Source organism: Pseudoduganella ginsengisoli (assembly GCF_009720865.1).
Classification (GTDB): domain Bacteria; phylum Pseudomonadota; class Gammaproteobacteria; order Burkholderiales; family Burkholderiaceae_D; genus Rugamonas; species Rugamonas ginsengisoli.
Genome location: NZ_WNLA01000001.1, coordinates 74389 through 88418 on the forward strand (window position 1 = coordinate 74389; position 14030 = coordinate 88418).

Annotated in this window: 13 protein-coding genes; 6 read left to right on the plus strand and 7 right to left on the minus strand. The window is 60.0% G+C overall.

What is annotated here, in order from left to right:
* Positions 1 to 81: 81 nt before the first annotated feature.
* Complete coding sequence (locus GM668_RS00320; protein WP_155436952.1) at positions 82 to 795, minus strand: pseudouridine synthase; 714 nt, start codon at positions 793 to 795, stop codon at positions 82 to 84.
* 142 nt (positions 796 to 937) lie between these two features.
* Here GM668_RS00320 and GM668_RS00325 point away from each other — a divergent pair, with 142 nt between their 5' ends.
* Positions 938 to 1228, plus strand: a complete 291-nt coding sequence (locus GM668_RS00325; protein ID WP_155436953.1) for a hypothetical protein — start codon at positions 938 to 940, stop codon at positions 1226 to 1228.
* 173 nt (positions 1229 to 1401) lie between these two features.
* Here GM668_RS00325 and GM668_RS00330 read toward each other — a convergent pair whose 3' ends face one another.
* The 4 genes from GM668_RS00330 to GM668_RS00345 are packed head-to-tail and all read right to left on the minus strand — an operon-like array spanning position 1402 to position 4549.
* A complete protein-coding gene (locus GM668_RS00330) occupies positions 1402 to 2451 on the minus strand; it encodes a S49 family peptidase (RefSeq protein ID WP_155436954.1) in 1050 nt (349 codons plus the stop codon).
* Between the two features lie 13 nt (positions 2452 to 2464).
* Positions 2465 to 2839, minus strand: coding sequence for a Rieske (2Fe-2S) protein (locus GM668_RS00335; protein WP_155437716.1), 375 nt, complete (start codon positions 2837 to 2839; stop codon positions 2465 to 2467).
* Complete coding sequence (locus GM668_RS00340) at positions 2839 to 3498, minus strand: HAD-IIIA family hydrolase (protein ID WP_155436955.1); 660 nt, start codon at positions 3496 to 3498, stop codon at positions 2839 to 2841. The genes GM668_RS00335 and GM668_RS00340 overlap by 1 nt, the downstream gene beginning before the upstream one ends.
* Positions 3499 to 3529: 31 nt before the next feature.
* Positions 3530 to 4549, minus strand: coding sequence for an RluA family pseudouridine synthase (locus tag GM668_RS00345; RefSeq protein ID WP_155436956.1), 1020 nt, complete (start codon positions 4547 to 4549; stop codon positions 3530 to 3532).
* 572 nt (positions 4550 to 5121) lie between these two features.
* On the opposite strand from GM668_RS00345, the gene GM668_RS00350 reads away from it, so the two are divergent.
* The 5 genes from GM668_RS00350 (at position 5122) to moeA (ending at position 12225) form a co-directional block, all read left to right on the plus strand.
* Positions 5122 to 8289, plus strand: coding sequence for an Rne/Rng family ribonuclease (locus GM668_RS00350; RefSeq protein WP_155436957.1), 3168 nt, complete (start codon positions 5122 to 5124; stop codon positions 8287 to 8289).
* Between the two features lie 129 nt (positions 8290 to 8418).
* On the plus strand, positions 8419 to 8883 hold the full coding sequence (locus tag GM668_RS00355) for a hypothetical protein (RefSeq protein WP_155436958.1): 465 nt from the start codon (positions 8419 to 8421) through the stop codon (positions 8881 to 8883).
* Positions 8884 to 8920: 37 nt separating this feature from the next.
* Positions 8921 to 9043: a hypothetical protein gene (locus GM668_RS31415; protein ID WP_260115486.1), complete on the plus strand. Its 123-nt coding sequence runs from the start codon at positions 8921 to 8923 to the stop codon at positions 9041 to 9043.
* A gap of 109 nt (positions 9044 to 9152) precedes the next feature.
* On the plus strand, positions 9153 to 10259 hold the full coding sequence (gene moaA, locus GM668_RS00360; protein ID WP_155436959.1) for a GTP 3',8-cyclase MoaA: 1107 nt from the start codon (positions 9153 to 9155) through the stop codon (positions 10257 to 10259).
* 76 nt (positions 10260 to 10335) lie between these two features.
* Complete coding sequence (moeA, locus tag GM668_RS00365) at positions 10336 to 12225, plus strand: molybdopterin molybdotransferase MoeA (RefSeq protein ID WP_229498778.1); 1890 nt, start codon at positions 10336 to 10338, stop codon at positions 12223 to 12225.
* Positions 12226 to 12341: 116 nt separating this feature from the next.
* Here moeA and GM668_RS00370 read toward each other — a convergent pair whose 3' ends face one another.
* Positions 12342 to 13604, minus strand: coding sequence for a DNA recombination protein RmuC (locus GM668_RS00370; RefSeq protein WP_155436960.1), 1263 nt, complete (start codon positions 13602 to 13604; stop codon positions 12342 to 12344).
* A complete protein-coding gene (locus tag GM668_RS00375; protein ID WP_229498780.1) occupies positions 13604 to 13990 on the minus strand; it encodes a group II truncated hemoglobin in 387 nt (128 codons plus the stop codon). The genes GM668_RS00370 and GM668_RS00375 overlap by 1 nt, the downstream gene beginning before the upstream one ends.
* Between the last annotated feature and the right edge of the window lie 40 nt (positions 13991 to 14030).

Here is a 14030-nt window from a genome sequence, read left to right on the forward strand (position 1 = left end):
TGGGTGGTTTGAATGCACCTATCCCTGGGTCCTGGCGCCAGTTGGCACCGGTCGCGCCGGACAACGCTACGCTGATCCGCCTTACGGCGCCAACAGTGCCAGTTGCGCTTCGTCCAGATAGCACCACTCGCCTTCCTCCAGCCCCAATGCATCAAGCGTCAGTCCCCCGACCGCAGAGCGCCGCAACGCTGCGCAATGGTTACCCGCAGCCGCCAGCATGCGCTTGACCTGGTGATATTTGCCCTGCTCGAGCACGATTTCAATCTGGCGCTCGGCGCGCTGCTCGCAAGTTAGCGCTGCCAACGGCCCAGGCTCGTCATGCAACTGCACCCCCGTTAATAACTGCGCTACCAGTTCCGGCGTCACCGGATCATGCGTGGTTGCCTGGTAGACCTTAGGTACATGCCGCTTCGGCGACGATTGCGCGTGGATGAACGGGCCGTCATCTGACATCAGCAACAATCCCGTCGTGTCATGATCCAGCCGCCCCACTGGCTGCACATCACGCCAGGTAAACTGCTCAGGCAACAACTCCAGCACACCCGGGTGGTGGCTTGGCTTGCGCGAACACTCATAATTGGCTGGCTTATACAGTGCGATATATACCTTTTCCCGGTACACCCACTCCTCGTCGAAGACAGTCAGCACCAGGCCATCGGTTTCCAGCGTCTCCTTAAAATTGTCATGCACCACGCCATCGATCAGGACGTCCCCATCCTCAATCAGGCTACGGCAATACTTGCGGGTGCCAAACCCTTGGGACTGCAATATGCGGTCTAGTGATAATTTGCTCATGGGGCAGCACTTTACCAGAATCCACGATGCTGACCTGCAGCAAAAAGTCAATTGATGCAGATCAAAGATTGCAACGCCTTCACGATTACACTGAATTTACCGTAGGAATTTCCCTAACCGCTGTAAGAATCAGGAGGTCAGCATGACCCGATCTGCATTCCACTTCATGGCGCAGCACACAGGCGAGCTGATCCTTATTCATGCGAAGGACAGCAACAGCTCAGCACAAGCAATATGGAGAAGGGAAATACAAGGGCAATTTCTTGACTGGCTGGGCGCCGGCGGCTTCCGTTCGGAATCGGACGAGAAATACAAACAGGACAGCACAAACGAAAACAGCGGCACTTCTGCCGCCGTTCTCCTGCCCCATCCCGGGACACAATGCGAGGAACTGAAATTCACTCGAGTCCGCATTCGCGATGCGGTTGAGTAGTTCGTTTCTGACAGTGCAGACAACGAGTTAGGTTGTTTTGCGGCCTCCCTTGGAATGAACTACACCACCAATATAGTCCACCTCCCGACGATTGCAAGGCCAAAAAAGGCATAAATGCTAACGTCGTCTGTGCTTCAACGCACTGATGCGGATCAGCTCTGCTATAAGTTTGCCTAGCGGATTTCGCGGCCTGCATTGCGAACCGCAGCCTTGAACGCGCCCTCACCCATCGATGCGCCAAATTTCTTCAGCACACGCTCCGGCAAGCCTTCATGTTGCGTGTAGTCCACAATATCTTCCGCATGGATCACATCGCGCGCCACCGTATCGACGGTGCCATAGCCATCCGCCAAACCCATGCTGATGGCACGTTCGCCCGTCCAGAACAGGCCCGAGAACGTTTCCGGCGTCTCTTTCAAGCGTTTGCCACGGCCCGCGCGCACCACGCCAATGAATTGCTGGTGAATTTCATTGAGCATGCTTTGCGCATGCTGACGGTGTTTATCCGTCAGCGGCAGGAATGGATCCATGAAGCCTTTGTGCTCGCCGGCCGTCAGCAAGCGGCGCTCGACACCCGCTTTACTCATGATGCCCGTAAAGCCAAACCCTTCCATCAGCACGCCGATGGAGCCGACAATACTGGCCTTGTTGACGTAAATCTGGTCCGCCGCCGCCGCAATGTAGTAGCCGCCCGATGCGCAGATCTCGTTGACCACCACATACAGCTGCTTGTTCGGATAGCCTTTGCGCAAACGATGGATTTCATCCACGATCATGCCAGCCTGGACCGGACTGCCGCCCGGGCTGTTAATGTGCAACACGACCGCCACCGAACCGCTGTCGGCAAACGCCTTGTTCAATGCCGGGATGACAACTGCAGCCGAACCGCTGCCTTCTGTCTCGATATTGCCGTCAATTTCAATCAATGCCGTATGGCGCCCCAGCGCTTCGCTGTCGCTGCCAGGCCAGGAAATATCGAAATACGTGGCCACCGCAAACAGGATCAGCAACAACGTGAGGAATTTGAAGAAGATGCCCCAGCGCCGGTGCGCGCGGCGCTCGCGCACGGTGGACAGCACCAGCTTTTCCAGCACTTCGCGTTCCCAGTTCAGTCCGCCCACCTCGCGTGGCGGCGGCGTTGGCGCAGACGTGGGCGCCGGTGTGGGTGCAGGCGTGGGTGGAAGATCCGCGCCAGGCGCGTTATCGCTTGTGTTTTCGCTCATTATTATTCGTCAGTCAGGCGCGCGGAGGACGGATGAATTCGTCTGGCTGCCAATAGAGTTGCTGGTCGCGCTCCACGATCTTAATGGGACGCAACCGTCCGCCTCGGCACGGGCCGCCGGCGCAAAAGCCACTGTCCGGCACGTAAATCGCGCCGTGCGTGGAACACATAATATAAAGTTTGCTGGATTCGAAGAATTCACCCTTCACCCAGTCCAGCTCGATCGGCACGTGGGCGCACTGGTTCAGGTACGCGTAGGCGACCCCGCCGTAGCGCACGACAAAGCCCGTCGCATCGCCGCCAAAAGCCGTGACGGGGAAGCGCACGCCCGTGCCGCCATCTTCCACGTCGGCAGCCGCGCAAATCAAAATGTCTTCGGCTGCATCCATCAGGCGTACTCGCTGAGCCAAGCGTGCAACTCTTGCACGGATTTGGCCGAGTACATGGGATTGCAGGCATGCAACTGGTCGGCAGGATGCGCACCGTATTCAACCGCGACGCCTGCTGCACCCGCGTTATTGGCCATCAGGATATCGTGGCTGGTGTCGCCGATCATCACCGTGCGCTTCATATCCTGGCCCAGTTCGCGCGTCAATTCCTGCAACATCGCGGGATGTGGCTTGGAAAACGTTTCGTCAGCACAACGCGTTGCATCGAACATCGACAGCAAACCCGCTTCCGCCAGCGCGCGGTTCAAGCCGACCCGGCTCTTGCCCGTCGCCACACCAAGGAAGTAAGCGCTCGCTGACAACTCTTGCAGCATCTCCGCCACGCCGTCAAATAACGTCAATTCATGGTCTTTTGACAGGAAATGGTAGCGATAGCGCTCCACCATGCGTGGATAGTATTTCGGGTCGACGTTCGGCAGCACGGCTTGCATGGCTTCATACAAGCCCAGGCCAATCACATGCGATGCAGCATCTTCACCGGGCACCGGCAAGCCCAGGTCGCGCGCTGATGCCTGAATACATTTGACGATGGTTGATGTGCTGTCCATCAACGTCCCGTCCCAGTCGAAGACAATCAGATCAAATTGCTTTCTTGGCATGACATCCGGCGCATTCGCGCCGGCTCCTCTATTAGTTCAACGGTTTGCCCAAGCTTACCAAGAATCGCTCGCATTCGGCGGCCAATGGCGCGCGCAAAGTCATGACCTTGCCTGTTTCCGGATGAGTAAACGTAATCTGGTGCGCATGCAGGAACATCCGCTTCAGCGCGCCACGCGTCGCGTCTGCTTTCTGCAGTGCCTTGTTCAATGCAAAATCGCCGTATTTATCGTCACCTGCAATGGGGAAGCCCGACGATGCCAGATGAACGCGAATCTGGTGCGTCCGGCCCGTCTTCAATTCCGCTTCCAGCAATGCAAAGCCCTCATATTTCTTCAACAGCGAAAATACCGTGTGCGACGGCAAGCCATCTTCGGACACGGACACCCGGCGCTCGCCATCCGGCGTGGAATATTTACGCAATGGCAATTTAACATGCTGGCGCGCGTTCTTCCAATCGCCTACCGCCAGGGTCAGGTATCGCTTATCCGTATGCCCGTCGCGCATTTGTTCGTGCAAGTTAGTCAGTGCCGAACGTTTCTTGGCCAGCAACAGCAAGCCGGACGTGTCGCGGTCCAGCCGATGCACCAGCTCCAGGAATTTCGCGTCCGGACGGGATGCACGCAATTGTTCGATGACGCCAAACGACACGCCGGAACCGCCATGCACGGCCACACCGGCCGGCTTGTCGATGACCAGCAAATGGCTGTCTTCAAAAATAATATCAAATTCACAAGCCGGCACGGCAGCTTCCGCTTTTTCAGCCAGGCGGATCGGCGGCACGCGTACGATATCGCCTTCCGACAAACGGTATAACTGGTCGATGCGGCCTTTATTGACGCGCACTTCACCGGAACGCAAGATGCGGTAGATATGGCTTTTCGGGACCCCTTTGCAGATCCGCAACAGGTAGTTATCTATGCGCTGTCCGGCTTCTTCTTCGGTGATCGTCAGGAATTGTGCTTGCGGCAGGACCTGTGTGGGGGAAGCTTGAGGCGCCTTTTCAGGCTGTTTCTTGCCTATCTTCCCAGAAAATCTCTCTAAGTCCTTCATTTTGAATATATAATCGTTTCGCTGCGGGTAACCCTGCTGCAAGTGTAAGAATAAAAGCACATTTTACACAGGGGCGTATCCACTGGCCTCGCCAACTTGCAAATTCAGTGGAAAAAAACGTATACGCACACTCGTGCACATATCAGGGTGGCAACCGTTGTTGTCATCGGGTACAGGACACGGGTGCTGGGATTAGATTGGCTGGATTGTTAGGATGAGTCCGGTGAGCAAGCCCATAGTCGTTGCTCGCTGGTTTGATGAAGCTGATAACGCTGCCGTTTTCGCCAGGCGCGGATGCGCTGGCTCGACGATTTGCGCACGCTTGCTGCTGAAGTTGCCGCCCCTCCCCGCAGATTGCAACTGCCCGGAGCCGCGAAACTGAACATGCAGGCAGTGCGCGCACTCGGCATGACGATTGGCTTCATGCGCCCTTTGTGGCAGCGGGTTTATCCTGCTGTGCCGCATGACGAGGCATTTTCCACAGCCTCCTTACTCCCGCGTATATCCCATGTACTGCGCCGTTCCTACGGGAGCGGCTTGAGAGGCCTATGGGGCCGCGGAGTTTATAAAAAATGAAACGCATGTTGTTTAATGCTACGCAGCAAGAGGAACTGCGGGTAGCGATTGTCGACGGTCAGAAATTGATCGACATCGACATCGAAACCGCCGGCCGCGAGCAGCGCAAGTCCAACATCTACAAAGGCGTCATCACCCGTATCGAACCATCGCTGGAAGCCTGCTTCGTCAGCTACGGCGAAGACCGCCACGGTTTCCTGCCGTTCAAGGAAGTGGCCCGCAGCTACTTCCGCGAAGGTGTCGACGTCCGCAACGCCTCCGTCAAGGAAGCGCTGCGCGAAGGCCAGGAAATCATGGTGCAGGTGGAAAAGGAAGAGCGCGGCAATAAAGGTGCAGCCCTGACTTCGTTCATCTCGCTGGCCGGCCGCTACCTGGTCTTGATGCCGAACAACCCACGCGGTGGCGGTGTATCGCGCCGGGTGGAAGGCGAAGAACGCCAGGAATTGCGTGAAACCATGGACAAGCTGGACTTGCCTCAAGGCATGTCCGTGATTGCCCGCACCGCAGGTATCGGCCGCACGGTCGAAGAACTGCAGTGGGACTTGAATTACCTGATGCAACTGTGGCGCGCGATCGAAGGCGCGTCGAAAGCCGCATCCGGCGCCTTCCTGATTTACCAGGAATCGTCGCTGGTAATCCGCGCCATCCGCGATTATTTCCAGCCGGACATCGGCGAAATCCTCATCGATACGGACGACATTTACGAGCAGGCTCACCAGTTCATGAGCCACGTGATGCCGGACATGGTGCACCGTGTGAAACGCTACAGCGACGACGTGCCGCTGTTCTCGCGTTTCCAGATCGAGCACCAGATCGAAACCGCATACAGCCGCACGGTACCGCTGCCATCTGGCGGCGCCATCGTCATCGACCACACGGAAGCACTGGTGTCGGTCGACGTCAACTCGGCCCGCGCCACCCGCGGTTCCGACATTGAAACCACTGCTTTTAATACCAACCTGGAAGCTGCGGAAGAAGTCGCCCGCCAGCTGCGCCTGCGTGACTTGGGCGGCCTGATCGTGATTGACTTCATCGACATGGAAGTGTCGAAGAACCAGCGCGAAGTGGAACAGCGCCTCAAGGATGCGCTGCACCACGACCGTGCCCGTGTACAAATGGGCAAGATTTCCCGCTTTGGCCTGATGGAACTGTCGCGCCAGCGCCTGCGTCCGTCGCTGTCCGAAGGTTCGCACGTGACGTGCCCGCGCTGCTCCGGCACTGGCCACATCCGCGATACCGAATCGTCCGCCCTGCAAGTGCTGCGCATTATCCAGGAAGAGGCGATGAAGGAAAACTCGGCCACTATCCACGTGCAAGTGCCGGTGGATGTGGCAGCCTTCCTGCTGAATGAAAAACGCGGCGAAGTGCTGAAGATCGAAAACCGCCACCGTATCGCTGTGATCCTGATCCCGAACAAGCATCTGGATACGCCGCACTACAAGCTGGAACGCATCAAGCACGACGATCCGCGCCTGGAAGACCATGCGGCCAGCTACACCCTGGCCGAGTCCGCTGAAACCGACATGGCATATGCAAAACGCCAGAAGGAAGAAGCCAAGCCACGCCAGGAAGCCGTGGTCAAAACCATTACGCCGGAACAGCCTGCGCCGATGGTGGACCGCAAGGCTGCTGAAGCCGCTAAACCAGTTGCGCCAGTGGCCGTACCGGTTGCCGCGCCAGCGGAAAAAGGTTTCTTTGCCCGTCTGTTCTCGTTCTTCTCCGGCAAGCAGGAAGAACCTGCCGCACCTGTGATGCCGGTGGCGCCGACCATCGTGACCACGAAGCCGGCCGGCGACCGCCAGGAACGCAATGCCCGTGGCCAGCGCGGCCGCAACCGTAATGAGCGCAATGGCAAGCCTGCGCGCGAAGAGCGTGAGCCAGGCGCCCGTGCCGCCGGTGAAGAAGGATCGAAGCCGGTAGCGGAGGCGCAGGGCCGTCCAGCCCGCCAGCCTCGTCCGCCACGCGAGCCACGTGAAGCACGCGAAGGCGTGCCAGCGGAAGCGCAAGGCCAGCGCGCCGAACGCGGTGAACGTGCCGAGCGTGGTGAGCGCGCGGAACGTGGCGAGCGCCCACAACGCCAGCCGCGCGCTGACAAAGCTGTTGTTGAAGCGAAAACCGAGGACGTCGCAGCATTGGCCGCCGGCGCGGTGGCGCTGACGGCTGCCGCACCGGGTGCACCGGCGCCTGTGGTGGAAGCGCCACAGAAGCTGGCAGCCAATACCGGACCAGAAGGTGAAGACGAAGGTACGGAAGGCGGCGATGAGCCGCGCCGCCGCCGCCGTCGTGGCGGCCGCAATCGCAACCGCCGTGAGCGCGAAGGTGCCGAGGGCGCTGAGGGTACGGAAGGCGGTCCAGTGATTACGTTCACTGTGGCGCCGGCTGAAGGCGAAGAAGCGGCGCCGGCTGCTGTCGAGGCCAAGGCTGCTGCACCTGTGGCTGTTGAGGCTGCGCCTGCACCAGTTGCCGCTCCTGCCGTTGAGGCTGCGCCTGCTGCGGTAGCGCCCGTGGCGGAAGCTGCAGTTGTTGAAACGGTTGCTGCGGAAGTGGCGGCGCCAGTTGCTGAACCTGCACCAGCTCCAGTAGCGCAAGCGCCTGCCGCTGAAACTGCTGCGCCAGTGGCGGCGGCAGTAGAAGCGCCAGTGGCTGCTGAAGTTGCCGCACCGGTTGCTGAAACTGCGCCAGTGGCGGACGCGGCTCCTGCAGCACCAGCACCAGCACCAGCACCAGCACCAGCACCAGCATCGATCATCGAGCAAGCTGTTGCAGTTGCACAAGCTGCTCCAGTCGTGCCGGAACCGGCGCCTGCTGCTGAGTACGCCTTCACTGCACCGGCCGTGGAAGCTGCACCGGCTCTTGCAGTGGCTGCTGAACCAGTTGCCGCCCCGGCTGCAGTGGAAGCCGCTCCGGCTCCAGCCGCTGAAGCCGCACCCGTGGTGGAAGCTGCACCGGCAGCTGCGCCAGCGCCAGTTGCCAAGCCGCAAACGGACTTGAATGCGATTCTGGAAGCTGCCGGTTTGACCCTGGCATCGACCGATCCGGCCAAGCTGCGCGCAGCACAGGAAGCTGCCGCCCAGGTGGCCGCGCCGGTGCGGGTGCCACGCGAGCGCAAGCCGCTGCCGCCGCAATCGAATGAACCGCTGGTTCAGGTCAGCACCCGGCGTTAATTGCGTTCAGCAGTGAAATCAAAAAGGGAAGCTTCGGCTTCCCTTTTTGACGTTTAGCACACTGTCGATTGCATTGCGATGCTATCAATAACCGGATAGCCACTTGACCGTTACCAGCAGGGTGCCGCAATGCCTGAGCTCATTTCCTCGCTATATCAATTCGTCGTCAGCAATGCGTTATGGCTGTCCATCAACATTGCGGTCCCGGTTTTACTGCCTTATTTGATGCTGGTGTTGATCGCCATCGACCAGGCAACCCACACTTCGGCGGGAACTGGAGCAACGACATGGCGTACGCTGCTGCGTAAGTCCGTCGATACCGGCCAGCTCTTCTGGACAGCCATCTCCATGCTTGCCGCCACCGCTTATGATGCGGTGGCGGCATGGGATAAACACCCAGCGCTGCATGAGGAAATTGGCTGGACCGTTGGCATTTGCCTCGTTGCAGGGTTCGTATGCACTGTACTGGTGGGCTTTAGTACGCTGCGAACAGCAACAAGCGGAACCACAAATTGGTATGTCATTGGGCTATCCATCTGGCTAACGCTTGCCCTTTGCGGGTTCTACCCCGCAGTGCACTTCTCATTCGCCTAGTGTGCTAGACTCGTTCACAGGAAACAGGAGCTCTATCATGTTGCAGAAAATGCTATTAATTACCCAGGATGATGCAAAATTCGCCAAAGTCATGGTGGGTCTGGGCTTGGTATTCACAGTGGCGATCGTCACAGGGATGATGATCGTTATCAAGCTGTAACTGAAGCGCCCCACTCGCCTGCGACGCTGCCAAGGTATGTCCGGCGGCATACAGCGGAAATCCGAGCGAGCAGCCAACGACGTTACTGGCGCCGTGCTATCGTTGCGGTATGTCTGAGAAAATCATTGTTTTTACTGATCAACGGGCCCAGGCTGCATATGTGCCCGACGTGCTGCAAGCGCCAACCGGCAGCTTGCGCGACCGGCTTGACCGTCCGCTGCATGACTTGCGCATTTCCGTCACGGACCGCTGCAATTTCCGTTGTGTGTATTGCATGCCCAAGGAAGTGTTCGACAAGGATTACAGCTACCTGCCCCACTCTTCCCTGCTGAGCTTTGAAGAAATCACCCGCATCGCGCAAGTCTTTATCGAGCACGGCGTGGAAAAGCTGCGGCTCACGGGCGGCGAACCGCTGCTGCGTAAAAACATAGAAAAATTGATAGCAATGCTGGCGCAGCTGAAAACTGTGCACGGCAAACCGCTCGACCTGACCTTGACCACCAACGGTTCCCTGCTGGCCCGCAAAGCGCAGGCGCTGAAAGATGCGGGTTTGCAGCGCGTCACCGTGTCCCTGGACGCCATGGACGATGCGGTCTTCAAACGCATGAACGACGTCGACTTCGCTGTCAGCGACGTACTGCAAGGCCTGGATGCCGCGCACAAAGCGGGACTGGGCCCGATCAAGGTCAACATGGTTGTCAAAGGCGGCATGAATGACCAGGAAATCCTGCCCATGGCCCGCTATTTCAAAGGCAGCCCCTTTATTCTGCGCTTCATTGAATACATGGACGTGGGTGCGTCGAATGGCTGGAAACTCGATGAAGTCGTGCCCTCGGCCGAAGTGGCGCGGCGCATCGGTGCGGAAATGCCGATCGAGCCGGTTTCCGCCAACTACACGGGCGAAACCGCTGAACGGTGGCGCTACCTCGATGGCGGCGGTGAAATCGGCCTGATTTCCAGCGTCACGCAAGCCTTCTGCAAGGATTGCTCGCGTGCGCGCCTGTCCACCGAAGGCAAACTGTACACGTGCCTGTTTGCCACCCGCGGCCATGATTTGCGCGCCCTGCTGCGCAGCGGCGCGTCCGATGCGGAAATCAGCGGCGCCGTCAGCCACCTGTGGCAGGCGCGGGGCGACCGCTATTCGGAATTGCGCACCAGCCAGACTTCCCTGCCCGCCTCTGCCCGCAAAGTGGAAATGTCCTACATCGGCGGCTAACCCTTTGTGCTGATCGACAGGCTGCGCGCCGCCGGATAGACTGGCGGCTTACCAGCATGCGACTTAGGGGGATGGTTTGACTTTCAAACATAAAATGACCGGCATGATACTGGCCGGAGGCCGCGGCACCCGCATGGGCCGGGTCGACAAAGGATTGCAGCCATTCCGTGGCGGTCCGCTGGCAGCCCACGTGCTGCAACGGCTGGCGCCGCAAGTGGCGGACGTTGCCATCAACGCCAACCGCAACCACGCCGCCTACGCATCGATTGCTGTCGCAGCCAACTCGGATGCCCCCGTCTGGCAAGATGACTTGCAGGGGTTTGAAGGCCCGCTGGCCGGCCTGCAAACCGGCTTGCGCCGCTGCGAAACCGACTGGCTGCTGACCGTCCCCTGCGATTCGCCTTTCGTACCGGACGACCTGGCCTCCCGGCTGGCCGAAGCACTGCTGCGCGACGATGCCGACCTGGCGGTCGCCGTCACCATGGATGCCGATGAAAGCGGCGATGCCTACCGCCGTGTGCACCCGGTATTCGCGCTGATGAAAAAATCCGTGCTGCCCAAGCTGGACGCCTACATGGAAAGCGGCGGACGCCGCATGGACGGCTGGTACGGCGCCATCAAAGTCACGGAAGTCTTGTTCCAGGATGCGGGCGCGTTCCGCAACATTAATACGCTGACGGATTTGAAAGACATGGAAAAGCTGTCCGAGCCTGCCGCCACAGGCTTTGACCGCAAGGCGTCGCTGTCGGCAGCCGAAGCGCAGCGCATCATCCGCGACGCCATCACACCCGTCACCGCCGTGGAAAAAGTCGCACTGCGCCAGGCGCTGGAACGGGTACTGGCCAGCGACATCATTTCCCCGATCGATGTTCCCGCGCACGACAACTCTGCCATGGATGGCTATGCGTTCAGCAGCGCGGATTTGCTGGCCGATGGCCCGACGACGTTGCGCGTGGCCGCTACCGTGCTGGCAGGCCGCCCGTCCGGCGTGCACATCCCGGCCGGTCAGTGCGCACGCATCATGACGGGCGGCGTCATGCCGGACGGCCTCGATACCGTATTGCCGCAGGAACTTGCCGCCGCCATCAGCGCGGACAGTGTCACGATTGCGCCACGTTCCATCACACCCGGCGCCAACCGCCGCTTCAAAGGCGAAGACCTGGCCAGCGGCAAGCCCGCGCTGCACGAGGGCAAGATCGTCACGCCCGCCGACCTGGGCCTGCTGGCGTCGCTGGGCCTGGCGGAAGTGCCGGTGCGCCGCCGCCTGCGCGTGGCGTTCTTTTCCACCGGCGATGAATTGCGCTCGATCGGCGAAACGCTGGAACCGGGCTGCATTTATGACAGCAACCGCTACACGCTGTATGGCATGCTGACGCGCCTCGGATGCGACGTGATCGACATGGGCGCCGTGCGCGACGACCCTGCCGCGCTGGAAGAAGCGCTGCGCACGGCATGCACCAGCGCCGATGCGGTCATCACCAGCGGCGGCGTGTCTGCGGGCGCAGCGGATTACATCAAATCCATCATGGCGGAACTGGGCGACGTCGGCTTCTGGAACCTCGACATGCGGCCGGGACGCCCAATGGCGTTTGGCCGCATTGCATCGGAAGGCCGGCAATCCTGGCTGTTTGGCTTGCCGGGCAATCCAGTCGCGGCCATGGTGGCGTTTTACTTTTTTGTCCGGCCCGGCTTGATGAAAATGATGGGGACCACGGCCAGCCATTTCACGGTGCGTGCGCGCAGTGCTGTCGCGTTGCGCAAGAAGCCGGGACGTACCGAGTACCAGCGCGGCATCATTTACATTGCACCCAATGGCGAGCGCGAAGTGCGCATCACAGGCTCGCAAGGGTCGGGTATTTTGCGGTCCATGTCGGAGGCCAACTGCATGGTGATCTTGCCGCACGAGCAGGGAGATGTGGCGGCGGGCGAGCTGGTTGAAGTCGTCATGTTTGAAGGGCTGATCTAAAACCGGCGCCGCAGGGAGGGTTTTACGGGGACGCCGAGTCACCTCCGCCTCAGCGCCGTCGAAACGCATGCAGGCGGGTTGGCCAGGCGCCCCCCTCCCCTTGAACCCGCCGTACGTCAGTCTTCCGCGCTGTCGCCCTGCCCCAGCAACTGTTGCGCCGCCCCATCCGGCAAAGCTTCAACGGATTTCAGTTTTCTCGCCATCTGCCGGCTGCGCACTTCCGCCGTTTCAATATTGCGCGCCGCCTTTTCCAGCGTCAGGCGCGTCGTTGCCAGCACATCGCCAAACTTGGCAAACTCCGTCTTCACGGCCCCCAGCACTTGCCATACTTCCGACGAGCGTTTTTCCAGCGCTAGCGAGCGGAAGCCCATCTGCAAACTGTTCAGCAACGCCATCAAGGTCGATGGCCCGGCAATACTGATGCGGTTCACGCGCTGCAATTCGTCGGCCAGGCCGGGACGGCGCATGACTTCCGCATACAAGCCTTCCGTCGGCAGGAACAGGATGGCAAAGTCTGTCGTGGCCGGCGGCGCCAGGTATTTATCAGCGATGGTTTTCGCTTCGCCGCGCACAGCGCGTTCCAATTCGCGGCCGGCCTGCGCCACGCCATCCGCATCGGCGCGTTCGGCCGCATCGAGCAGGCGCTCGTATTGCTCTTTCGGGAATTTCGCGTCGATCGGCATCCACACCGGCGCTTCGCCATCGCGCTTGCCCGGCAATTTCAAAGCGAATTCCACGCGCGCATTCGAGCCGGCGACGGTTTCCACGTTCTTCGCATACTGGTCCGGCGTCAGCACTTGTTCCAGCAGCATTTCCAGCTGCACTTCACCCCACGTGCCACGGGTTTTTACGTTGGTCAGCACCCGCTTCAAGTCGCCCACGCCCAGCGCCAGCTGCTGCATTTCCCCCAGGCCCTGATGGACGCGCTCCAGCCGCTCCGACACTTGGCGGAATGAAGCGGACAACCGTTCTTCCAGCGTCGCATGCAGCTTTTCATCGACTGTCTTGCGCATCTCTTCCAGCCGCGCGCCATTGTCGGCTTGCAGCTCGCGCATTTTGACTTCCAGCGTGGCGCGTACTTCCAGCAGGCGGCGCGCGGACGATTCCGTCAATGCTTCGATCTGGCGGCGCATGACGTCGAGCTGCTGCACGGTGGCGGCATGCGATTGCGCGAGGATTTGTGCGGTTTCCTGGCGCGACGCTTGCGCCGTGGCCTGCAATTGCAAGCGCACTTCGCGCTCGACACGCTCCAGCCCCGACGCCAGCTCGGCCATGCCCTTGTCTTGCTGCGGTGCGCGGGCACGCAGCAGGCTGGCAACCTGTAGCGCCACGATGATGACACCCAGCGCCAGCAACACCCAGAATTCCAGCGCGCCCATCAGTGAGGGTGATTCCTCATCCAGTCGGCGGTCTGGTAAAACGATTGCATCAGCCGCACACGCAATTCTTCGTTGATGCCGACATCTTCCATGGCCCACGCCATCGCGCGCAGCCACTGGTCGCGTTCCGTGGTACCGATGGGGAATGGCAAGTGGCGCGCCCGCAAACGCGGGTGGCCAAAGCGTTCGACAAACGCATCCGGGCCGCCCATCCAGCCGGACAGGAACCAGAACAGCTTGTCGCGCGAACCTTCCGTCGACGGTGGATGCAGGGCGCGGATGACAGCGAATTCCGGCTCCAGTTCCATCAAGTCGTAAAAGCGGTCCACCATCTCGCGCAATTTCAACTCGCCGCCGATGGCTTCGTAGATCGTTTGTTCAGTCATAGTGCCTGACATCATACCACCTGTGGATTTATACAGCACC

Bases quoted from the DNA above. Each gene is read 5' to 3' on its own strand.
- GM668_RS00320 (WP_155436952.1), bottom strand. From the start codon at position 795: ATGAGCAAATTATCACTAGACCGCATATTGCAGTCCCAAGGGTTTGGC.
- GM668_RS00325 (WP_155436953.1), top strand. From the start codon at position 938: ATGACCCGATCTGCATTCCACTTCATGGCGCAGCACACAGGCGAGCTG.
- GM668_RS00330 (WP_155436954.1), bottom strand. From the start codon at position 2,451: ATGAGCGAAAACACAAGCGATAACGCGCCTGGCGCGGATCTTCCACCC.
- GM668_RS00335 (WP_155437716.1), bottom strand. From the start codon at position 2,839: ATGGATGCAGCCGAAGACATTTTGATTTGCGCGGCTGCCGACGTGGAA.
- GM668_RS00340 (WP_155436955.1), bottom strand. From the start codon at position 3,498: ATGCCAAGAAAGCAATTTGATCTGATTGTCTTCGACTGGGACGGGACG.
- GM668_RS00345 (WP_155436956.1), bottom strand. From the start codon at position 4,549: ATGAAGGACTTAGAGAGATTTTCTGGGAAGATAGGCAAGAAACAGCCT.
- GM668_RS00350 (WP_155436957.1), top strand. From the start codon at position 5,122: ATGAAACGCATGTTGTTTAATGCTACGCAGCAAGAGGAACTGCGGGTA.
- GM668_RS00355 (WP_155436958.1), top strand. From the start codon at position 8,419: ATGCCTGAGCTCATTTCCTCGCTATATCAATTCGTCGTCAGCAATGCG.
- GM668_RS31415 (WP_260115486.1), top strand. From the start codon at position 8,921: ATGTTGCAGAAAATGCTATTAATTACCCAGGATGATGCAAAATTCGCC.
- moaA (WP_155436959.1), top strand. From the start codon at position 9,153: ATGTCTGAGAAAATCATTGTTTTTACTGATCAACGGGCCCAGGCTGCA.
- GM668_RS00370 (WP_155436960.1), bottom strand. From the start codon at position 13,604: ATGGGCGCGCTGGAATTCTGGGTGTTGCTGGCGCTGGGTGTCATCATC.
- GM668_RS00375 (WP_229498780.1), bottom strand. From the start codon at position 13,990: ATGACTGAACAAACGATCTACGAAGCCATCGGCGGCGAGTTGAAATTG.